Genomic DNA, 20,398 nt, shown 5'->3' on the forward strand with positions numbered 1-20,398 from the left:
TGCGGATGCCCGTTATTTTTCCATCGGCAAAGTGAATAAAAACCGTGACTTATGAACAATGACGGTTTTTACGGCCTATCGGTTGTTTTTTGATCAAAAGCCTGTAAGCCATAGCTGACAAGGCGTGTAGCTGTAAGCGAACACCTTATCCACAGAAGCGCCAACAGTGTTTGGGGGTAATTTTGACACTTCTGTGGAAAACCCTTTGAACGGCTTGTAAAACCGGGTTTTCCGGAGGTTTTCCTGATAAAAACAGTCAATCGATCATTTTATGATCAGCCCGCTGAACGCCCCGTCCCGTATGGCTTGCAGCGTACAGCGAACATCTTATCCACAGAAGCGCCAACAGAGATTGGGGGCAAGTTTCGACTGGAACGGCCTCTCATTCACATAGAAAAGCCAATAAAAACCGTGGGTTAAGCTGGCTATTTTTTGAGCGTAAGCCTGCAGGGCCTGGTTTGTATGGGGCGCAGCGAGGGGCGAACAGGTTATCCACAGAGGCGCGCACAGGGATTGTGGGTAACACCGCAACACCTTATGGGAGCGAGCCTGCTCGCGATGACGGGTTGTCAGCCACCATCATTGCTAACTGACAGACCGCTATCGCGAGCAAGCTCGCTCCCACAATGATTGGGTGTAGGCACAACGTCCAAACGCACCGCCAATCCCCTGTGGGAGCGAGCTTGCTCGCGATGGCGGAAGGTCGGTTGACGACGATGCAGGGCAGATTTAGCGAACCACCCCTTCCTCCACCAACAACTTGAGAATCGCCTCGGCCCCTGCCTCAGGGCTCATGCCCTTGAGCACCTGCCCGCCTCCGCCGCTGGCCTTGGCCGTGGCGGCTTTCATGCGGTCGGCGCCGCTCTTGGCCTTGATCACTTTCAGGCGTTTGGGGCGTGGCTTGGCCGGTTGCAGGGTTGCCACCGCCAGCAAGGTGTCGTCGATCACTTCGACTTCCTCGGCATGCAATGCCCCACGCCGGGCTGGGCCGTAGGCGCTTTGCCGGGGTTTTGGCGCAGCGTTATCCACAGTGGCCAGGAACGGCAGGCGCACTTTGAGGCGTCGCCGTTGGCCGCGGGGTAGGGCTTGCAGTACCAGGGCCACACCGCCATCGATGGACTCGACCTGGGCCAGCCCCACCACCAACGGCCAACCGAGGTTTTCCGCCAGCAAAAATGGAAGCATCCCCGAGCCTTCACCGGTTTCCGCCTGGCTGCCGGTGAGCACCACTTGGGCGCCAGCGTCACGCAGGTAGTCGGTCAGGGCCGGCAGGGCGTCGGCCCCGTCGGGGTTTTCCAGGACATGGAGTTCGTCCAGGCCCATGCCCAGGTAGGCGCGCAGGGCCGGCTCGGCCACGTCACCGGCGTGCAACACTTGCAGGTCGCTGCCGGCCAGTTGCAGGCCCAACTCCACGGCCCGGGCATCCTGTTCAGCGCGCCGGGGCCGCCCGGACGTGGGGTGGGCGCCGATGGACACGAGGCTGATCACTTGGGTACTCATCAACTTATCCTTCTTAAGCCGCATCGCGCCTAGCTTCGTTGCGGTAAGCCTCTACCGCCGCGATCAAGGCCTGGAGAATCGCCGCGCTGTCACCGATCACCGACAGGTCCGCCCGTTTGATCATGTCGCAACCCGGATCAAGGTTGATTGCCACCACTTTGTCGCAGGCACCAATGCCCTGCAGGTGCTGGATCGCCCCGGAAATCCCCACGGCCACGTAGACTCGCGCGGTAACCCAGGTGCCGGACGCACCGACCTGGCGATCGCGGGCCATGAAGCCGTCGTCCACCGCCACCCGCGAAGCGCCTTCGGTGGCGCCCAGGGCCGCTGCGGTCTTGTGGAAAAGATCCCAGTCCTTGACCCCGTTTCCGCCGGAGAAAATGAATTCGGCTTCGGCCATCGGGATCGCAGCCGGGTCCACCGCCACTGCGCCAAGGTCTTCAATGCGCGACAAGCTGCGGGCCACGCTTGTGGATAACTCCACCGGCAGGGCTTCGTGACGGGTTTCGCTGACCGGTTCAGCGCATTCGGCCGCCGCCAGGATCAAGCGCGCCAATGGCCGCGCCAGGTCTTGCAGGCCGGCACCGGCGCGGCCGATGCACTCTTCACCCTTGACCTGCCAGACCCGAGTGGCCGGGCGTTCGCCCAGGGCCGCGGCCAAACGCCGACCCAGTTCGCCACCACCGGTGCGGCTGTCAGGTAACAGCCAATGGCGTGGACTGAACTGGTTATCCACAGCCCGCAGGCCTTGCACGCGTTGTTCCGGTGCATAACCGCTGAATGCCTCGCCGTCGAGCACCAGCAAGCGGTCGACACCGGCCGTGGCGAAGGTACTTTCCTTGTGCTCGCCGAAGACCACCGCCAACACCGCGCCTTCGCTACCGGCAAGCTGGTGGGCCAGGCCCAGCAGATCGCGGTCGTGGCTGCTGAGGCGGCCACCGACCATGTCCGGCACCACACTGATGTAGAACGCCGGTTGCGGCACCTGATGCAACGGCAGTTGCACCTCGGCGGCGGCAGTACGCTTGGTCGCGCCACCCTGCTGGGCGCCGCTGCGGTCGATGCGCTTGATGCCGTTGGGGCCAATGAAACCAACACCATGAACGTTCTTGCGGATGATGCCGTTGGGGCCCATCCAGCTATGCTGCACCGGTTGCATGGCCGCGTGCAGCGGGTGCAGGCGGTTGCGGGCGATCCACTCGGCGCGAGGGTCGCGGCGGATGATGTCGCTCATGAGTGCACCTCCGCGGGTTCACGTTTGGTCGGGGCCACGGGTTTGTTCGGGGCCGCGTCTTCGAGCAGCGCATCGGCCACCAGTTCGGCAATGTCCTTGATCATCGGCCGCGGCTCGACCACGCCTTCCAGCATCGCGGTGCACTGTGGACAACCCACGGCCACCAGTTCGGCGCCGGTCTCGCGGATGTCTTCCATGCGCATGTCAGGGATCCGCTGCTTGCCCGGAATGTCCGTGATCGGCGCGCCACCACCACCGCCGCAGCAACGCGAACGGAACCCGGAACGCTGCATCTCCTTGACCTCGATACCCAGCGCACGCAGCACTTGGCGCGGCGCCTCGTATTCGCCGTTGTAGCGACCCAGGTAGCACGGGTCGTGATAGGTCACGCTGTCACCCTTGTGCTGGCCCAGATTCAGTGCGCCTGCGTCGATGATCTCCGCCATGTAGGTGCTGTGGTGCTGCACCAGGTAGTTGCCATCGAAAGCGCCGTATTCGTTTTTCAGCACGTGAAAACTGTGCGGATCGCAGGTGACGATGCGGTTGAAGTTGTATTTGGCCAGGGTCTGGATGTTGCGCTTGGCCAACAGCTGGAACGTCGCCTCATCACCCAGGCGCCGGGCCACGTCGCCGCTGTCGCGTTCCTCGAGGCCGAGCACGGCGAAGTCGATCTTCGCCGCCTTGAGCACTTTGACGAACGCGCGCAGGGTGCGCTGGTTGCGCATGTCGAAGGCACCGTCGCCGACCCAGAACAGCACGTCGGTGGATTTCTTCTCGCTGAGCAGGTTCAGGTTCAAGTCCGCCGCCCAGTTCATCCGCCCGCCTGGGGCGAAGCCGCCAGGGTTGTCGGTGGCGATGAGGTTTTCCAGCACCTCGGCGCCTTTGTTCGGCGTTGCGCCCTTTTCCAGGGTCAGGTGACGACGCATGTCGACGATGGCATCGACGTGCTCGATCATCATCGGGCATTCCTCGACGCAGGCCCGGCAGGTGGTGCAGGACCACAGGGTCTCGGCGTCCACCAGGCCGTTGACGATCGGCTGATGTGGGTTACCGCTGTGCTCGCCCACCGGTTTGCCGGGGTATGGGCTGCCGGCGAATTTCGCATCGGTGCCGCCGGCCAGGCCGACGACCATGTCCTGGATGAGTTTTTTCGGGTTCAGCGGCTGGCCAGCGGCAAAGGCCGGGCACGCGGCTTCACATTTACCGCACTGCACGCAGGCGTCGAAGCCAAGCAGTTGGTTCCAGGTGAAATCCTTGGGTTTTTCCACCCCTAGCGGTGCAGTCGGGTCGTTCAGGTCCAGCGGTTTGAGACCGGTGGAACGACCGCCGCCAAAGCGCTCGGCGCGACGGTGCCAAGCCAGGTGCAGGGCGCCGGCAAAGGCGTGCTTCATCGGCCCGCCCCAGGTCATGCCGAAGAACAACTCCGAAACGCCCCACAGCACACCAACACCGAGCACTGCCGCCACCAGCCAGCCACCGAAGTTTTCCGGGAGGATACCGGCCACCGGCAGGGTCACCAGGAAAAACGACGCCGAGAAGGCCAACAGGCTTTTCGGCAGGCGCATCCAGGGGCCCTTGGACAAACGGGCCGGCGGATTGCGCCGACGCAGGTAGACGAAGATCGCACCGACGAACATCACCGCCGACATCAACAGCAATGCGTAGCCAAGGAAACGGTTATGCAGGCCAAAGCCGTGGACCAGGATCGCCAGCACCACCGACGCGACCGCGCCACCGGCCGTGGCGACGTGGGTATTGGCAATGTATTTGTCCCGCGCCACCACATGGTGCAAATCCACCATGTAGCGCTTGGGCATGGCCAAGAGACCGCCGATCAGGTCGACCTTGGCCGGTCGTCCGCGGCGCCACATGTTCACCCGCCGCAAGGCGCCAAGGACCGCGAGGCCCAGGGCGGCGAACAGCAGGATGGGAAGAAGGGTGTTCAACATAGGTGTTGCTCCCAAAGACTTCAGGGTCTTGCAGGTCGAGATGCCTTACCCGGCTCCTGTGGGAGCGAGCTTGCTCGCGATTGCATTCTGTCAGTCCTGTTTGAATTGACTGACCCACCGCTTTCGCGAGCAAGCTCGCTCCCACAGGATCATGTGCAAGCTGTTAGAAGTCCTTGCACAACCGCAGGGCGTCATAGATGGCCGCGTGGGTATTCCGCTGGGCCACGCAGTCGCCGATGCGGAACAGCAGGTAACCATCGCCGCTCTGCTCCAGGCACGGCTGGGGCTTGATCGCGAACAGGGCTTCAACGTCGATCTGACCCTTGTTGCGCGAACCTTCCTTGAGGGCGTAGTAGATTTCTTCGTCCGGACGCACGCCGTTCTCTACCACCACCTGATCCACCACGCGCTCTTCCTTGGCCCCGGTGTATTCGTTTTCCAGCACCGCCACCAGCTTGTCGCCCTCGCGGTAGACCTTCTCCAGCATCATGTCCCCGGTCATGATCACTTCTTTCGGGTACATGCTGCGGTAGTAGGTAGGGAACGAGGTCCCGCCAATGGCTACGCCCGGCTTGATGTCGTCGGTGACGATCTCGACCTGGCTGCCTTTGTCGGCGAGGAAGTCCGCCACCGACATGCCGGTGAACTCACAAATGGTGTCGTAGACCAGCACGTTCTTGCCCGGCGCGACCTTGCCGTCGAGCACGTCCCAACTGCTGACCACCAGCCCTTCGGCGGCGCCCCAGTGCTCGTTCTGCTCCAGGAACGGATGCCCGCCAACCGCCAGCACGACCACGTCCGGACGCACGTCCATGATGGTTGCCGCGTCAGCCGCCACGCCCAGGCGCAGGTCGACTTTCAACCGCGCCAGCTCCAGTTGGAACCAGCGGGTGATACCGGCGATCTGGTCCCGTTGCGGGGCTTTCGAGGCGGTGGTGATCTGCCCGCCGATGAATTCTTTCTTCTCGAACAGGGTCACGTCGTGCCCACGTTCGGCCGCCACGCGAGCGGCTTCCATACCCGCAGGACCGGCACCGACCACCACCACCTTGCGTTTCGGCCCGGTAGATTTTTCGATGATGTGCGGCACGCCCATGTATTCACGGGAGGTCGCGGCGTTCTGGATGCACAGTACGTCCAGCCCTTGGTACTGGCGGTCGATGCAGTAGTTGGCGCCGACGCACTGCTTGATCTGGTCGATCTGGCCCATCTTGATCTTGGCGATCAGGTGCGGGTCGGCGATGTGGGCGCGGGTCATGCCGACCATGTCGACGTAACCGCCCTCCAGGATCCGCGTGGCCTGGTTCGGGTCCTTGATGTTCTGCGCGTGCAGCACCGGGACCTTGACCACTTCCTTGATACCGGCGGCCAGGTGCAGGAACGGCTCCGGTGGATAACTCATGTTCGGGATAACGTTGGCCAGGGTGTTGTGGGTGTCGCAACCCGAACCCACCACGCCGATGAAATCCAGCATGCCGGTATCGTCGTAGTACTTGGCGATCTGCTTCATGTCCTCGTGGGACAGGCCGTCCGGGTGGAACTCGTCACCGCACAGGCGCATGCCCACGCAGAAATCGTCGCCCACTTCGGCACGCACGGCCTTGAGCACTTCCAGGCCGAACTTCATCCGGCCCTCGAAAGTGCCACCCCACTCGTCGGTACGCTTGTTGACCCGCGGGCTCCAGAACTGGTCGATCATGTGCTGGTGCACGGCCGACAGCTCGACGCCATCCAGGCCACCGGCCTTGGCGCGCTTGGCGGCGCTGGCGTAGTTGCCGATCACCCGCCAGATTTCTTCCGGCTCGATGGTTTTGCAGGTGGCGCGGTGCACCGGCTCACGTACGCCAGACGGCGACATCAGGGTTGGCCAGTTGAAACCGTCCCAGCGCGAGCGCCGGCCCATGTGGGTAATCTGGATCATGATCTTGGCGCCATGCTTGTGCATGGCGTCGGCCAGGTTCTGGAAATGCGGGATGATGCGGTCGGTGGACAAGTTCACCGAGCTCCACCATTCCTGCGGGCTGTCGATGGCCACCACCGACGAGCCACCGCAGATCGCCAGGCCGATGCCGCCCTTGGCCTTCTCTTCGTAATACTTGACGTACCGATCGGTGGTCATGCCGCCGTCGGTGGCGTAGACCTCGGCGTGCGCGGTGCTGAGCACGCGGTTGCGGATGGTCAGCTTGCCGATCTGGATCGGCTGGAACATTGCTTCAAAAGCCATGGCGCAATCCTCGACTTACAACGGCTTGACGATGAACAGGCCGTCGTCGTGGCCTTCTTCGGAACCGCCGTAGACCTGCTCGGCCACGGTGCGGATCTTGCTGCCGCGAGCGGCGAGGATCTGGTCCATGGCGCCGGCGAACCAGCCGGTGAACATGTAGTCGACCTTGCGCCCGACCTTGCCGTACACATAGACGAACGCCGAGTGTTCGAGCTTGACGCTGCAAGTGCCTTTATCGAGATCGATGTCCTGGATCTTGAACAGGCCCCAGCCGCGCTGCGACAGGCGCTTCATGTAGTGTTCGAACACCGCGACGCCTTCCAGGCCATGGCATTCGGCTTCTTTTTCACACCAGTGCCAGGCGGATTTGTAGCCAGCCTTGTAGAGAATCTCGGCGTAGGCCTCGGCGCCCAGCACTTCTTCGATGCCCATGTGGTTATTGACGAAAAAGTGACGCGGCACGTACAGCATCGGCAGGGCGTCGGAGGTCCAGACACCGGTTTCGCTGTCGACTTCGATAGGCAGTTGCGGGGCGATCTTGGCCATGAAAACTTGACTCCGGAAATTCGTGGTATTGCCTGCGGCGCAGAGGGCCGCAGGTAGAGGATTGGCGGTGCGGCGGCGTTTATTCGCCCCAGACGTCTTTCAAGACGTTGACCCAGTTTTCGCCCATGATCTTGCGCACCACCCGCTCGGAGTGGCCGCGCTTGAGCAGCGTCTCGGTGAGGTTCGGGAACTCGCCCACGGTGCGGATGCCCAGGGGGTTGATGATCTTGCCGAAGCTGGTCAGACGACGGGCGTAGCCCTTGTCGTGGGTCAGCATTTCGAAGAAGTCCTGGCCGTGGCCCTGGGTGAAGTCGGTGCCGATGCCGATGGCGTCTTCGCCGACGATGTTCATGGTGTATTCGATGGCTTCGGCGTAGTCGTCGATGGTCGAATCGATGCCCTTGGCCAGGAACGGCGCGAACATGGTCACGCCGACGAAACCGCCGTGGTCGGCGATGAACTTCAGTTCTTCATCGGATTTGTTGCGCGGGTGTTCTTTCAGGCCGGACGGCAGGCAGTGGGAATAGCAGACCGGTTTCCTGGATTCGAGGATGACTTCTTCGGAAGTCTTGGAACCGACGTGGGACAGGTCACACATGATGCCGACCCGGTTCATCTCGGCGACGATTTCGCGACCGAAGCCCGACAGGCCGCCGTCGCGCTCGTAGCAACCGGTGCCCACCAGGTTCTGGGTGTTGTAGCACATCTGCACCACACCGACGCCGAGCTGCTTGAAGATCTCGACATAGCCAAGCTGGTCTTCGAAGGCGTGGGCATTCTGGAAGCCGAAGATAATGCCGGTCTTGCCCTGCTCCTTGGCGCGACGGATGTCGGCGGTGGTTTTCACCGGGATCACCAGGTCGCTGTTCTCGCGGATCAGTTTCTGGCTGGCGGCGATATTGTTGATGGTGGCCTGGAAGCCCTCCCACACCGACACGGTGCAGTTGGCGGCGGTCAGGCCGCCCTTGCGCATGTCCTCGAACAGGTCGCGGTTCCACTTGGCAATGATCAGCCCGTCGATAACGATGCTGTCAGCGTGCAGTTCGGCTGGGCTCATCAGGCAGTCCCCTTTTGTCAGCGATTCATGCGCCGAATCGTGTGCCGGCGCTTTGGGGCCAGCATATGCCGGAGGGCCGTGGCGACCCGGTGCAAAAACGACAGGGGAATTGCCGAAAGCGTCAATCCACGACAATGGACTGCAACAGGCCCACCCTGCCCGTCTGTTCTTTAGCCGACGCTTGCGCCAGAATCCGCCGCATCACTGGTTTTCACTGGACTCGAGCGGCAACGCAATGAAATCACTCTTCCTGGCTTTGGCACTGATCAGCACCGTCGCACATGCGACCGAAGACACCGAGCAAAACCCTTGCGACGCGGTGGAAAACGACGTCCAGACCCTGGCCTGCTCGGCCTACGGCAAGACCGCCGCTGAACAATTGCTGAGCGAAAACCTGCAAAGCCTCAACGAGCGCCTGCAAACCCGCTACGCCAGCGACAAGACCCAGCTCAACGACATCACCACCAAGGTCAAGGCCGCCCAGCAACTGTGGCTCAAACAACGCGAGGCCGACTGCGCCATCGCCGCTTTCCCGGCCAAACCCGGCAGCGAAGCCTATAAAATCGCCGAAAACGACTGCATGGCTCAGGTCAGCGATGACCGATCCGAGTTTCTGGAGTCGATTGGGCAGGAGTGAGGCAATATCCAGACACCTTTCACGCGTTGGCCCTGGAGTGGATATAAGTCAGGATTCGCAAATCTTATAAAAGACTTATATCCTTCCATGAACACTATTCACTGGACCAGAAAAGCCGTTAAGCAGCTTTTGAAATTGCACTCAGCCCATCAGGCTCAGGTTCGGGACGCCGTTACGGCGCTCGCCCAGATGCCTGACGTGGTGAACGTCAAAGCACTTGTCGGTCATGACTATGCCTATCGTCTTAGGGTAGGCCGTTATCGAGTCATATTCGATTGGGACGGGGCGATCAAGGTCGTCAGCATTCAAGAGGTCAAGAAACGCGATGAACGTACCTACTGATATTCAGATCATCAACGATGCGGATGGGAGCCCGGCATTCGTGGTCATCCCCTATGCCCAATACATTGCCCAAAACAGACTGCAACCCGATCTGATTCCCCATGAAGTCGTCAGCCGAATCGTCGACGGCGCCACGCCCATCCGTGCATGGCGCGAGCACTTGAATCTGACGCAGGATGAAGTTGCCAGGCGCCTGGGCATTTCTCAACCGGCGTTCGCGCAGCAGGAATCCGTTGCCAAGCCTCGCCGGGCAACCCGCGAGAAAATTGCCGCGGTCTTTGGTATCCATGCCGATCAGTTGGAGCTGTAAGCTGCACGCCACCCTTGAACGAAGAGAACCACATGAAAACCTGCGGCATCGAGATAAAGGGCAGCGAAGCGATCATCGCCGTTGCCGCGCTGGAACAGCAGGCGCTGACCCATGTCGCGTTGAACACCAAGAAAATCGCCCTGGACGATGATGACGAAGCCGCCAACGTCAAGGCATTCGCCGCCCAGGTGCGGGCATTCGTGGCCGAGCAGGGCATCGAGCGCATCGCCATCAAGAAGCGCAGCAAGAAAGGCGAGTTCGCCGGTGGGCCGACGACGTTCAAGATCGAAGGCGTTTTCCAGTTGCTGGAAGGCTGCGAAGTGACGTTGCTGTCACCGCAGACCATCAATGCACAGGCCAAGAAACACGATTTCGCCCTGCCGGCCACGCTGAACAAGTATCAGCACGAGGCGTACAAGGCGGCATGCTCGGCGTTGATGAAGAAATAGACTTTCTCCAGCCGGATACGGTACCTGTGGCGAGGGAGCTTGCTCCCGCTGGGGCGCGAAGCGGCCCTTTTTGGGCCTGCTGCACAGTCCAGCGGGAGCAAGCGCCCTCGCCACACGCTGTTTGGGCTCGCTACCCCTTGCGATCCCCCTTCAACCAATCGGCAAGCGCCTTGTCCTCCAGCGCATATCCACCGCGGCTGGACTTCCACACCAATTCCTTATTGCGGGCCAGGTCGGGACGACGAAGGCCTGTCAAACCAGCTCCCTCCCATCCCCCTGGCGACGCCGATCCTCCCGCGGGCAGCGCGCGAACCGGGCCCGATAGCTGCGGGTGAAGTACGACGGTGACTCAAAACCGCAGGCAATGCTCACCTCCAACACACTCATGTCGGTCTGGCGCAGCAGCTGCCGGGCCTTTTCCAGGCGCAGGCGCAGGTAGAAGTTGCTCGGGGTGTCGTTCAGGTGCAGGCGGAACAGCCGTTCGAGTTGGCGACGGGTGACGCCGATCGACTCGGCCAGCGCCAAGGTACTCAGGGGTGGTTCGCTGTGGGTTTCCATCTCGCCGATGACATGCGCCAGCTTTTTATTGCGAATGCCGTAGCGGTTGGCGATTTCCATGCGCTGGTGATCTTTGCGCGGGCGGATGCGGCCGAGCACGAACTGCTCACTGACCTGGATCGCCAGTTCCGAACCGTGGGCCTGGCCGATCAGGTCCAGCATCAGGTCGATGGACGCGGTGCCGCCGGCGCAGGTGATGCGACGGCGGTCGATTTCGAACAGTTCCTGAGTCACGCTGAGCTGTGGATAAGACTCCTTGAACGCTTCGATCGCTTCCCAATGCAAGGTCACGCGGTGCCCTTGCAACAACCCCGCCTCGGCCAGGACCACGCTGCCGGTGTCGATGCCGCCCAGGGTCACGCCTTCGTTGTCCAGCCGATGCAGCCAGCGCTCCAGGGCCTGGGTGGTGAATTTCAGCGGCTCGAACCCCGCCACCACCCAGAGCGTGGCGCCCTTTTTCAGCGGCTCCAACGCGGCATCGGCGTTGACCGACATGCCATTGCTCGCCAGCACCGCCCCGCCATCGACACTCAGCACATGCCAGCGGTACAGCTCGCCACGAAAACGATTGGCGACCCGCAACGGCTCGATGGCCGAAATGAAGCCGATGGCCGAGAAACCCGGCATCAACAAGAAGTAGAAATCCTGGGACATGGAACGCACTCGGTTGGCGGGCAGCGTGCGGACCTTGATACGCCAGTTGCAAGCGTCGTTCAAGCGCACAGGTCGCTGCAGTGCAAGAGCACGTCGCCGCTGTGCGTTTTGCCCCGCCCGGGGCTGCGTAATTTGGCATCACCGGCGCGCAGACTCCGGGCCCCATAACAATAAGCTGCCGAGGAACCTGACAATGAAACGACTGATCAGCTACTGCGTTCTTGCACTCAGCGCTACCCAACTCCTGAGCCCGGCCGCCATGGCAGCCGAGCCCGCCGCATGCCAGAACGTGCGCCTGGGCGTGGTCAACTGGACCGACGTCATCGCCACCAGCGCCCTGACCCAAGTGATGCTCGATGGCCTCGGCTACAAGACCAAGCAGACCAGTGCCTCCCAGCAAATCATCTTCGCCGGTATCCGCGACCAGCGCCTGGACCTGTTCCTGGGCTACTGGAACCCGCTGATGACCCAGACCATCACCCCGTTCGTCGAGGCCAAGCAGGTCAAGGTGCTGGAGCAGCCCAGCCTCAAGGACGCCCGCGCGACCCTGGCCGTGCCAACCTACCTGGCCGACAAGGGCCTGAAGACCTTCGCCGACATCGCCAAATTCGAAAAGGAGCTGGGCGGCAAGATCTACGGTATTGAGCCCGGTTCCGGCGCCAATACCCAGATCAAGGCAATGATCGCCAAGAACCAGTTCGGCCTGGGCAAATTCCAACTGGTGGAGTCCAGCGAAGCCGGCATGCTCGCCGCCGTGGACCGCGCCGTGCGGCGCAAGGAAGCCGTGGTGTTCTTCGGCTGGGCGCCGCACCCGATGAACGTCAACGTACAAATGACCTACCTCACCGGCAGCGACGACGCTCTCGGCCCGAACGAAGGCATGGCCACCGTGTGGACCGTCACCGCGCCGGACTACGCCCAACAATGCCCGAACGTCGGCCGCCTGCTGAGCAACCTGACGTTCAGCGCCGAAGATGAGAGCCGGATGATGCAGCCGTTGCTCGATCACAAGGACCCGCTCGAATCGGCCCGGCAATGGCTCAAGGATCATCCGCAAGACAAGCAGCGCTGGCTCGAAGGCGTGACCACCTTCGACGGCAAGCCCGCCGCCGACAACCTGAAACTCACCAGCAACTGAATAACCGTTATCCATCTGCGTAGCGCCAAACGGCTGCGCAGTGACTCACCACGCCTGAAGGAATCCGCACCATGAACCACGACGTCATCATCACCTGCGCACTCACCGGTGCTGGCGACACGACCGCCAAGAGCCCTCACGTGCCGGTCACCCCGAAACAGATTGCCGCCGCTGCCGTCGAGGCGGCAAAGGCCGGGGCCACGGTGGTCCACTGCCACGTCCGCGACCCACAGACCGGCAAGTTCAGCCGCGACGTGGCGCTGTACCGCGAAGTGATGGAGCGCATCCGTGAGGCGGACGTGGACATCATCGTCAACCTCACCGCCGGCATGGGTGGCGACCTGGAGATCGGTGCGGGCGAACGGCCGATGGAGTTCGGTCCCAACACCGACCTGGTCGGTCCGCTGACCCGCCTGGCCCACGTCGAAGAGCTGTTGCCGGAAATCTGTACGCTGGATTGCGGCACCCTGAACTTCGGCGACGGCGACACCATTTACGTCTCCACCCCGGCGCAACTGCGGGCCGGCGCCAAGCGCATCACTGAGCTGGGGGTCAAGGCCGAGCTGGAGATCTTCGACACCGGTCACCTGTGGTTCGCCAAGCAACTGATCAAGGAAGGCCTGCTGGACAACCCGCTGTTCCAACTCTGCCTGGGCATCCCGTGGGGCGCGCCGGCCGACACCACCACCATGAAAGCCATGGTCGACAACCTGCCGGCAGGCGCGGTGTGGGCCGGCTTCGGCATCGGCCGCATGCAAATGCCGATGGCCGCCCAAGCGGTGCTGTTGGGGGGCAACGTGCGGGTCGGGCTGGAGGACAACCTCTGGCTGGACAAAGGCGTGCTCGCCACTAACGGCCAACTGGTGGAGCGCGCGGGGGAAATTCTCAGCCGCCTCGGCGCCCGCGTGCTCACCCCGGCTGAAGGGCGCAAAAAGATGGGCCTGACCCAGCGCGGCTAACCAAACATCTACCTCCCCTACAGGGGAAACAACCTGTGGGAGCAAGGCTTGCCCGCGATGACGGTATGTCAACCGACATCCCTGTTGACTCTACTGCCGCTATCGCGGGCAAGCCTTGCTCCCACAGGAGATCCTCGAACTATTCTTCAGGAAATCACCATGAGCTTTATCACCGACATCAAGACCTTCGCCGCCCTGGGCAGCGGTGTGATCGGCAGCGGCTGGGTCAGCCGCGCCCTGGCCCATGGCCTGGACGTCGTCGCCTGGGACCCGGCGCCGGGCGCCGAAGCGGCGTTGCGCAAGCGCGTCGCCAACGCCTGGGGCGCGCTGGAGAAACAGGGCCTGGCGCCCGGTGCCTCCCAGGATCGACTGCGCTTTGTTGCAACCATCGAAGAATGCGTGCGCGACGCCGACTTCATCCAGGAAAGTGCCCCCGAGCGCCTGGAACTGAAGCTCGACCTGCACAGCCAGATCAGCGCCGCCGCCAAGCCGAACGCGTTGATCGGTTCCAGTACCTCGGGGCTGTTGCCGAGCGAGTTCTACGAAGGCGCTACCCATCCGGAGCGCTGCGTGGTCGGGCACCCGTTCAACCCGGTCTACCTGTTGCCGCTGGTGGAAGTGGTCGGCGGCAAAAACACCGCGCCCGAAGCCGTGCAAGCGGCGATGCAGGTGTACGAATCCCTCGGCATGCGGCCACTGCACGTGCGCAAGGAAGTGCCCGGCTTCATTGCCGACCGCCTGCTCGAAGCGCTCTGGCGCGAAGCCCTGCACCTGGTCAACGATGGCGTGGCCACCACCGGGGAAATCGACGATGCGATCCGCTTTGGCGCCGGCTTGCGCTGGTCGTTCATGGGCACGTTCCTGACCTACACCCTGGCCGGCGGCGATGCCGGGATGCGCCACTTCATGGCCCAGTTCGGCCCGGCGCTGCAGTTGCCGTGGACCTACCTGCCAGCGCCAGAGCTGACCGAAAAGCTGATCGACGATGTGGTGGACGGCACCCGCGAGCAACTGGGCCGCCACAGCATTTCGGCTCTGGAACGCTATCGTGATGATTGCCTGCTGGCGGTGCTAGAGGCGGTGAAGACTACCAAGGCCAAACATGGCATGGCCTTTACCGAATAAACCCTGGTTTTTGGGCCAGCAGCGCTGGCCCCGTCGCGAGCAAGCTCGCTCCCACAGGAATTTCGTGGTGTGAACATTATTTATTTCACTCGGAAGATCCCCTGTGGGAGCGAGCTTGCTCGCGATAGCGCCAGCCCAGTCACCACAACTGTCGGAACCAGGATCATGCCCATCCTTACCACCTACCAAACCCGCATCCTCCCCGAATGGGTCGATTACAACGGCCACCTGCGCGATGCCTTCTACCTGCTGATCTTCAGCTACGCCACCGACGCGCTGATGGACCGGCTCGGCCTGGACAGCCAGAACCGCGAGGCCAGCGGCCACTCGCTGTTCACCCTCGAACTGCACCTGAACTACCTGCACGAAGTGAAGCTCGACGCCCAGGTCGAGGTGCATACGCACATCATCGGGCACGATGCCAAACGCCTGCACCTCTACCACAGCCTGCATCTGGTCGGCGGCGATAAAGCGCTGGCCGGCAATGAACAGATGCTGCTGCACGTCGACCTGGCCGGCCCCCGCTCGGCGCCCTTCACGCAACAGGCCCTGGGCCGGCTCGACGCTTTGCTCGAAGAACAATCCGACCTGCCACCGCCGACCTACATCGGCCGGGTCATCGCCCTGCCTCCCGCCCGATAAGCCTTGCACAGGAGATCGCATGAGCACCGCCGCCGTTGTTGCCGACTTCCGCCGTTATCCCCTGATCTTCCCATTGACCACCGCCACACCGTTGGCCGACCGGGTGCAAGTGACGTGGGCCGATGGCCGGGCCAGCCCCTTTCATCACCCGTGGCTGCGGGACAACTGCCCTTGCCCACAATGCGTCTACAGCGTCACCCGCGAGCAGGTGCTGGAAATCGTCGATGTACCTGAAGACCTGACACCCACGGCGACTCGCCTCGACGACGAAGGCTGCCTGTGTGTGGCGTGGCAGGACGGTCACCAGAGCCGTTTCGACCCAGGCTGGTTGCGCGCCCACGCCTACGATGATCAGTCCCGAGCCGAGCGCCTGGCGAACAAGCCCCGGCGCCAACTGTGGCGGCACGACCTGCAATTGCCAGTGTTCGACTACCCGGCGCTGATGGACGATACCGATGCGTTGTTGCAATGGTTGCTGGCGGTGCGCGACATCGGCCTGACCCAGGTGCGCGGCGTACCCATCGAACCCGGCTCGCTGAAACGGATTGCCCAGCGCATTTCCTTCATCCGCGAGAGCAACTTCGGCGTGCTGTTCAACGTGCAGTCCAAGGCCGATGCCGACAGTAATGCCTACACGGCTTTCAACCTGCCGCTGCACAGTGATTTGCCGACCCGGGAATTGCAGCCGGGGCTGCAATTCCTGCATTGCCTGGCGAATGACGCCGACGGTGGCGAGAGCATTTTTGTCGACGGTTTCGCCATCGCCGAGGCCCTGCGCCAGGAAGATCCCGAGGCCTTTGCCGCGCTGTGTGAAATCCCGGTGGAGTTTCGCAACAAGGACCGCCACAGCGACTACCGCTGCCTCGCGCCGATCATCGCACTGGACGCCCTGGGACAGGTCTCGGAGATCCGCATGGCGAACTTCCTGCGCGGGCCGTTCGACACCTCGGTCGAGCAGATGCCCAAGCTTTACCGCGCCTACCGCCGCCTCATCGCCCTGACCCGCGAGGCACAATTTCGCTTGGTACAGCGCCTCGAACCCGGCCAACTCTGGTGCTTCGATAACCGCCGCACCCTCCACGCCCGCAACGCCTTCGACCCGGCTTCCGGGGCCCGGCATTTCCAGGGGTGTTATGTGGATCGGGATGAGTTGTTGTCGCGGATTCTGGTGTTGCAGCGTTAGACCGCGTCATCGTTCATCGCGAGCAAGCTCGCTCCCACAGGTTTTGTGAACGACACAGCCCCCCTGTGGGAGCGAGCTTGCTCGCGATAGCGGCCTATCAGCCCCCCGGATTCACACAGGCAAAAAAATCCCCGATCCAGCCGTGACAGGATCGGGGCAGGTTGCGTTACTGGAGGAGCCGTCGCGCGAGGGTGACCAAACCATCGTGATTCAGCTTGAGGTCAGTGTGCCCAGTCCAGCCCCGTGCAAGTTAGCCGAAAACGACGTTTCCATAGTCATTCATGACATGGCGACCATTTGCCCTTGCCGCCGCTTCGGGTGGCTACCAGAATCGAGACACGACCCCAATCCCTGAACAAGGAAAAGCGTCATGATGTACGCCGATTTGATCGACCAGGAAGACCTGCTGGGCCACCTCAAGGCCCTGGGCCTGCAAATACCCAGTGGCTCCACCGCCGAGCAGGCGTGCGAGTGTGCCGTGCGGGGACTGGACACCGTCCGTGCCAATGATTTGCGGCGGATGGTCAAGGAGATGTACACCAGCAGCGCCACTATCCTGCCGGCCGTGCGCCAGGCGATTGATAAGCAACTGTTGCCAGCGTTGATGCAGTACCAGCAGAACCATAGCGCCTGATAGAACCCAATCGCGAGCAAGCTTTGCTCCCACGGATCTCTGGAGTGAGCACTGCCTGCTTCACCCAGAAGATCCCCTGTGGGAGCAAAGCTTGCTCGCGATGAAGGCGCCTAGGTCTAGAGCCTCACACTGGCAAACGTCGACTCATTACGCGCCTGGCTCAGCGCCGACAGCGGCCCGGACAATGGCGACAGCACCAGCGCCTGCGGCAGCGGCATCATCGCCACCTGTTGCGTGGTGTTGGAACCAACGCGTTCGTCGCGCGGCGGAATGCCGAAGTATTCGCGGTAGCACTTGGAGAAGTGCGGGGTGGAGACGAAGCCGCACACCGAGGCCACTTCGATGATCGACATCGGCGTCTGCTTGAGCAGTTGCCGTGCACGAATCAGCCGCAGCTTGAGGTAATAGCGCGACGGCGAGCAGTGCAGGTATTTCTGGAACAACCGCTCCAACTGGCGCCGGGACACGGCGACGTACACCGCCAGTTCGTCCAGGTCGATCGGCTCTTCGAGGTTGGCCTCCATCAGTGCGACGATTTCCTGCAACTTCGGCTGGTTGGTGCCGAGCATGTGCTTGAGTGGCACACGCTGGTGGTCCTGTTCGTTGCGGATGCGCTCGTAGACAAACATTTCCGAGATCGCTGCCGACAGTTCACGACCGTGATCGCGGCTGATCAGGTGCAGCATCATGTCCAGCGGCGCGGTGCCACCGGAGCTGGTGAAGCGGTTACGGTCGAGGGTGAACAGACGAGTGCTCATCGACACCCGCGGGAAGGCTTCCTGCATCGCCGCCAGGCATTCCCAGTGCACGCTGCAATCGAATCCGTCCAACAGGCCGGCGCAGGCCAGGGCCCAACTGCCGGTACAAACCGCGCCGAGGCGACGGGATTGGCGGGCCTGGCTCTGCAGCCACGACACGTGTTCGCGGGTCACGGTGCGCTGGATGCCGATGCCGCCACAGACGATGACAGTATCCAGGGCCGGCGCCTTGTGCATGGAGGCGTCGGGGGTGATCTGCAGGCCGTCACTGGCCCAGACTTGGCCGCCATCGACGGTGAGGGTGGTCCAGCGATACAGCTCGCGACCGGACAACTGGTTGGCCATGCGTAGCGGTTCTACCGCGGACGCCAGGGAAATCAGCGTGAAATTGTCCAGCAGCAAAAAGCCGATGGATTGAGGCGCACGGTTCTGGGGTTGGGCCCCGGAGTTGGACGTCGTCATCGCGGTATCTCCTCACACAAAGCGGGTGATGGCCTCAGGCGGAGGCTCTTTTTATTGGTTATTGCCCTCGTTCTCACAAAGGAGCTGGGCTTTACAGCAATAGAGCAATTGCCATGCCTAAAATTGAATACGCGTTCAATAAATCCTGAAAACGACATCACGACCTGTCTATATAAGGCGTGCATCGAGTACGGATTATGAGCGCCATCAATGGCGGCAGACACCTGCCACAGCGGGCCGTGAGCAGTTCGGTAGCACTTGTGGGTACTGGGCTGCGCCGCTTGCGCAACGCGTATCACCACAGGTGCGGATGACGGACGGTCGAGCGCGATTCAGCGGTTGGCTCGACAACAGGGCGCTTGTCTGTTTGCGACGCGCTAAAAGGTGGCGCGCTTGCAGATCGGTGTTCATTTTGTGAGCGGTTTTCGATCTTGTGGATGAAGGGAAAATCCGTGGGAGCAAAGCTTGCTCGCGATGAAAACGACGCGCCCCTTCCGGCATCGTGGCGCCTGTTTCGCGGGCAAGCCTTGCTCCCACAGAAAATCCCTTGCCACAGTGCGCTGTGCAGACTTGGCCTCAGCACTCCACCGCACTGACCGCCAAGCCGCCGCGCGAGGTCTCTTTGTATTTGTCGTGCATGTCGGCACCGGTATCACGCATGGTGCGGATCACCCGGTCCAGGGAAATGAAATGCTGGCCATCCCCGCGCAAGGCCATTTGGGCAGCGTTGATGGCCTTGACCGCAGCGATCGCATTGCGCTCGATGCACGGCACCTGCACCAGGCCGCCCACTGGATCGCAGGTCAGGCCGAGGTTGTGTTCCAGGCCGATTTCCGCCGCGTTGCACAGTTGTTCCGGGGTGGCCCCGAGAATCTCCGCCAGGCCCGCCGCCGCCATGGCGCAGGCCGATCCCACCTCGCCCTGGCAACCGACTTCGGCGCCGGAAATCGATGCGTTCTTTTTGCACAGGATCCCGACGGCCGCCGCACCAAGGAAATAATCCACGACGTTGGCGTCGGTGACCGCTTCGCTGAACTTCATGAAGTAATGCAGCACCGCCGGAATGATCCCCGCCGCCCCGTTGGTCGGCGCCGTGACCATGCGCCCGCCGGCGGCGTTCTCTTCGTTGACCGCCAGGGCGAACAGGTTGACCCACTCCATGGCGCTGAGGGTCGAGCCAATGACGTTGGGTTTGTTCAGTTCTTGCAGGCTGCGGTGCAACTTGGCCGCCCGCCGACGCACATTCAAACCGCCCGGCAGGATGCCTTCATGCTTGAGGCCCTGCTCGACGCAATCCTGCATGGCCCGCCACAGTTTCATCAGGCCGCTGCGAATCTCTTCCTCGGAACGCCAGACCTTTTCGTTGGCCAGCATCAACTGGGCCACCCGCAGGTCGTGGGTGCAGCACAGTTGGAGCAACTCTTCGGCGCTGGAAAAATCGTAAGGCAGCTCGGTGCGATCCAGGTCCACCACGCCGCTGGAGGCCTGGGCCTGGTCGACGACGAAACCACCGCCAACCGAGTAATAAGTTTCACGGTGCAGCTCGCCGTCGGCGCCCTCGGCCACCAGCGTCATCGCATTGGGATGGAACGGCAGGTTCTCGTCGATCAGGCGCATGTCCCGGGACCAGATAAACGGTACCGGCAGGCGACCGTCGAGCAGCAGGGTCTGGGTTTCGCGCAAACGCTCGATGCGCGGGCCGATCTGCGACGGGTCGATTGCGTCTGGCCACTCGCCCATCAAGCCCATGATCACGGCGTTGTCGCTGCCGTGGCCGATACCAGTGGCCGACAGCGAACCGAACAACTGCACCTCGACCCGGCGCACATCATTGAGCAAGGCTTTGTCGCGCAATGCTCCAACGAACAATGCCGCCGCACGCATCGGGCCCACGGTGTGGGAACTGGACGGGCCGATACCGATCTTGAACAGGTCGAAAACGCTGATTGCCATTGCCGAAAACCTCCAGAACAGGCACATCCGGGCGCAGGAGCGTCCGGTGACGGAGCTGCTACGCTCAACGCCGGGATGGCCGCA

General features: G+C 62.3%; 19 protein-coding genes. 10 read left to right on the forward strand and 9 right to left on the reverse strand.

The genetic code is table 11. The features are described from left to right. Positions 1-729 precede the first annotated feature (729 nt). The 6 genes from etfB to KI237_RS28025 form a co-directional block, all read right to left on the reverse strand. On the reverse strand, positions 730-1,500 hold the full coding sequence (etfB, locus tag KI237_RS28000) for an electron transfer flavoprotein subunit beta (RefSeq protein WP_212797913.1): 771 nt from the start codon (positions 1,498-1,500) through the stop codon (positions 730-732). 13 nt (positions 1,501-1,513) lie between these two features. Further along, complete coding sequence (gene etfA / locus KI237_RS28005; RefSeq protein ID WP_212797914.1) at positions 1,514-2,734, reverse strand: electron transfer flavoprotein subunit alpha; 1,221 nt, start codon at positions 2,732-2,734, stop codon at positions 1,514-1,516. Further along, positions 2,731-4,683 (reverse strand): dimethylglycine demethylation protein DgcB, encoded by a 1,953-nt coding sequence (dgcB, locus tag KI237_RS28010; protein ID WP_212797915.1) that lies wholly within the window; start codon positions 4,681-4,683, stop codon positions 2,731-2,733. The genes etfA and dgcB overlap by 4 nt, the downstream gene beginning before the upstream one ends. A 163-nt stretch (positions 4,684-4,846) precedes the next feature. Then, the gene (gene dgcA, locus KI237_RS28015) at positions 4,847-6,907 is read right to left on the reverse strand and encodes a dimethylglycine demethylation protein DgcA (protein ID WP_212797916.1); all 2,061 of its coding nucleotides are present in this window, start codon (positions 6,905-6,907) and stop codon (positions 4,847-4,849) included. Between the two features lie 15 nt (positions 6,908-6,922). Continuing rightward, a complete protein-coding gene (locus KI237_RS28020; protein ID WP_212797917.1) occupies positions 6,923-7,453 on the reverse strand; it encodes a DUF5943 domain-containing protein in 531 nt (176 codons plus the stop codon). 79 nt (positions 7,454-7,532) lie between these two features. Beyond that, the gene (locus tag KI237_RS28025) at positions 7,533-8,510 is read right to left on the reverse strand and encodes a dipeptidase (RefSeq protein ID WP_212797918.1); all 978 of its coding nucleotides are present in this window, start codon (positions 8,508-8,510) and stop codon (positions 7,533-7,535) included. 235 nt (positions 8,511-8,745) lie between these two features. Here KI237_RS28025 and KI237_RS28030 point away from each other — a divergent pair, with 235 nt between their 5' ends. The 4 genes from KI237_RS28030 to KI237_RS28045 all read left to right on the forward strand — a co-directional run bounded on the left by KI237_RS28030 (position 8,746) and on the right by KI237_RS28045 (position 10,248). After that, the gene (locus KI237_RS28030) at positions 8,746-9,147 is read left to right on the forward strand and encodes a lysozyme inhibitor LprI family protein (protein ID WP_212797919.1); all 402 of its coding nucleotides are present in this window, start codon (positions 8,746-8,748) and stop codon (positions 9,145-9,147) included. 87 nt (positions 9,148-9,234) lie between these two features. Then, positions 9,235-9,489 (forward strand): type II toxin-antitoxin system RelE family toxin, encoded by a 255-nt coding sequence (locus KI237_RS28035; protein ID WP_212797920.1) that lies wholly within the window; start codon positions 9,235-9,237, stop codon positions 9,487-9,489. Next, the gene (locus KI237_RS28040; RefSeq protein WP_212797921.1) at positions 9,473-9,799 is read left to right on the forward strand and encodes a helix-turn-helix domain-containing protein; all 327 of its coding nucleotides are present in this window, start codon (positions 9,473-9,475) and stop codon (positions 9,797-9,799) included. Before KI237_RS28035 ends, KI237_RS28040 begins: the two co-directional genes overlap by 17 nt. Before the next feature lie 32 nt (positions 9,800-9,831). Then, complete coding sequence (locus tag KI237_RS28045; RefSeq protein ID WP_212797922.1) at positions 9,832-10,248, forward strand: DUF3010 family protein; 417 nt, start codon at positions 9,832-9,834, stop codon at positions 10,246-10,248. A 252-nt stretch (positions 10,249-10,500) separates the two neighbouring features. Here KI237_RS28045 and KI237_RS28050 read toward each other — a convergent pair whose 3' ends face one another. After that, the gene (locus KI237_RS28050; RefSeq protein WP_212800706.1) at positions 10,501-11,460 is read right to left on the reverse strand and encodes a GlxA family transcriptional regulator; all 960 of its coding nucleotides are present in this window, start codon (positions 11,458-11,460) and stop codon (positions 10,501-10,503) included. A gap of 193 nt (positions 11,461-11,653) precedes the next feature. On the opposite strand from KI237_RS28050, the gene KI237_RS28055 reads away from it, so the two are divergent. The 6 genes from KI237_RS28055 (at position 11,654) to KI237_RS28080 (ending at position 17,141) form a co-directional block, all read left to right on the forward strand. Beyond that, entirely contained in the window at positions 11,654-12,598 is a 945-nt protein-coding gene (locus KI237_RS28055) for a choline ABC transporter substrate-binding protein (RefSeq protein WP_212797923.1), read from the forward strand. Positions 12,599-12,669: 71 nt separating this feature from the next. Next, positions 12,670-13,557, forward strand: coding sequence for a 3-dehydrocarnitine:acetyl-CoA trimethylamine transferase CdhC (gene cdhC / locus KI237_RS28060; RefSeq protein WP_212797924.1), 888 nt, complete (start codon positions 12,670-12,672; stop codon positions 13,555-13,557). Positions 13,558-13,716: 159 nt separating this feature from the next. Further along, positions 13,717-14,682 (forward strand): L-carnitine dehydrogenase, encoded by a 966-nt coding sequence (locus KI237_RS28065; protein ID WP_212797925.1) that lies wholly within the window; start codon positions 13,717-13,719, stop codon positions 14,680-14,682. Positions 14,683-14,847: 165 nt separating this feature from the next. Further along, positions 14,848-15,324, forward strand: a complete 477-nt coding sequence (locus tag KI237_RS28070; RefSeq protein WP_212797926.1) for a thioesterase family protein — start codon at positions 14,848-14,850, stop codon at positions 15,322-15,324. 19 nt (positions 15,325-15,343) lie between these two features. Continuing rightward, positions 15,344-16,507, forward strand: coding sequence for a gamma-butyrobetaine dioxygenase (locus tag KI237_RS28075; protein ID WP_212797927.1), 1,164 nt, complete (start codon positions 15,344-15,346; stop codon positions 16,505-16,507). Between the two features lie 370 nt (positions 16,508-16,877). Next, entirely contained in the window at positions 16,878-17,141 is a 264-nt protein-coding gene (locus KI237_RS28080) for a hypothetical protein (RefSeq protein WP_018612353.1), read from the forward strand. 116 nt (positions 17,142-17,257) lie between these two features. Here KI237_RS28080 and gbdR read toward each other — a convergent pair whose 3' ends face one another. Then, the gene (gene gbdR, locus KI237_RS28085; RefSeq protein ID WP_003177576.1) at positions 17,258-18,361 is read right to left on the reverse strand and encodes a choline metabolism transcriptional regulator GbdR; all 1,104 of its coding nucleotides are present in this window, start codon (positions 18,359-18,361) and stop codon (positions 17,258-17,260) included. Between the two features lie 576 nt (positions 18,362-18,937). Further along, the gene (locus KI237_RS28090) at positions 18,938-20,314 is read right to left on the reverse strand and encodes an L-serine ammonia-lyase (RefSeq protein WP_212797928.1); all 1,377 of its coding nucleotides are present in this window, start codon (positions 20,312-20,314) and stop codon (positions 18,938-18,940) included. Positions 20,315-20,398 lie beyond the last annotated feature (84 nt).

The sequence above is a fragment of the Pseudomonas sp. St316 genome (genome assembly GCF_018325905.1).
GTDB lineage: Bacteria > Pseudomonadota > Gammaproteobacteria > Pseudomonadales > Pseudomonadaceae > Aquipseudomonas.

What these genes read in the sequence shown, in the direction of transcription:
- etfB (WP_212797913.1), bottom strand. Translation starts at nt 1,500, where the DNA reads ATGAGTACCCAAGTGATCAGCCTCGTGTCCATCGGCGCCCACCCCACG.
- etfA (WP_212797914.1), bottom strand. Translation starts at nt 2,734, where the DNA reads ATGAGCGACATCATCCGCCGCGACCCTCGCGCCGAGTGGATCGCCCGC.
- dgcB (WP_212797915.1), bottom strand. Translation starts at nt 4,683, where the DNA reads ATGTTGAACACCCTTCTTCCCATCCTGCTGTTCGCCGCCCTGGGCCTC.
- dgcA (WP_212797916.1), bottom strand. Translation starts at nt 6,907, where the DNA reads ATGGCTTTTGAAGCAATGTTCCAGCCGATCCAGATCGGCAAGCTGACC.
- KI237_RS28020 (WP_212797917.1), bottom strand. Translation starts at nt 7,453, where the DNA reads ATGGCCAAGATCGCCCCGCAACTGCCTATCGAAGTCGACAGCGAAACC.
- KI237_RS28025 (WP_212797918.1), bottom strand. Translation starts at nt 8,510, where the DNA reads ATGAGCCCAGCCGAACTGCACGCTGACAGCATCGTTATCGACGGGCTG.
- KI237_RS28030 (WP_212797919.1), top strand. Translation starts at nt 8,746, where the DNA reads ATGAAATCACTCTTCCTGGCTTTGGCACTGATCAGCACCGTCGCACAT.
- KI237_RS28035 (WP_212797920.1), top strand. Translation starts at nt 9,235, where the DNA reads ATGAACACTATTCACTGGACCAGAAAAGCCGTTAAGCAGCTTTTGAAA.
- KI237_RS28040 (WP_212797921.1), top strand. Translation starts at nt 9,473, where the DNA reads ATGAACGTACCTACTGATATTCAGATCATCAACGATGCGGATGGGAGC.
- KI237_RS28045 (WP_212797922.1), top strand. Translation starts at nt 9,832, where the DNA reads ATGAAAACCTGCGGCATCGAGATAAAGGGCAGCGAAGCGATCATCGCC.
- KI237_RS28050 (WP_212800706.1), bottom strand. Translation starts at nt 11,460, where the DNA reads ATGTCCCAGGATTTCTACTTCTTGTTGATGCCGGGTTTCTCGGCCATC.
- KI237_RS28055 (WP_212797923.1), top strand. Translation starts at nt 11,654, where the DNA reads ATGAAACGACTGATCAGCTACTGCGTTCTTGCACTCAGCGCTACCCAA.
- cdhC (WP_212797924.1), top strand. Translation starts at nt 12,670, where the DNA reads ATGAACCACGACGTCATCATCACCTGCGCACTCACCGGTGCTGGCGAC.
- KI237_RS28065 (WP_212797925.1), top strand. Translation starts at nt 13,717, where the DNA reads ATGAGCTTTATCACCGACATCAAGACCTTCGCCGCCCTGGGCAGCGGT.
- KI237_RS28070 (WP_212797926.1), top strand. Translation starts at nt 14,848, where the DNA reads ATGCCCATCCTTACCACCTACCAAACCCGCATCCTCCCCGAATGGGTC.
- KI237_RS28075 (WP_212797927.1), top strand. Translation starts at nt 15,344, where the DNA reads ATGAGCACCGCCGCCGTTGTTGCCGACTTCCGCCGTTATCCCCTGATC.
- KI237_RS28080 (WP_018612353.1), top strand. Translation starts at nt 16,878, where the DNA reads ATGATGTACGCCGATTTGATCGACCAGGAAGACCTGCTGGGCCACCTC.
- gbdR (WP_003177576.1), bottom strand. Translation starts at nt 18,361, where the DNA reads ATGACGACGTCCAACTCCGGGGCCCAACCCCAGAACCGTGCGCCTCAA.
- KI237_RS28090 (WP_212797928.1), bottom strand. Translation starts at nt 20,314, where the DNA reads ATGGCAATCAGCGTTTTCGACCTGTTCAAGATCGGTATCGGCCCGTCC.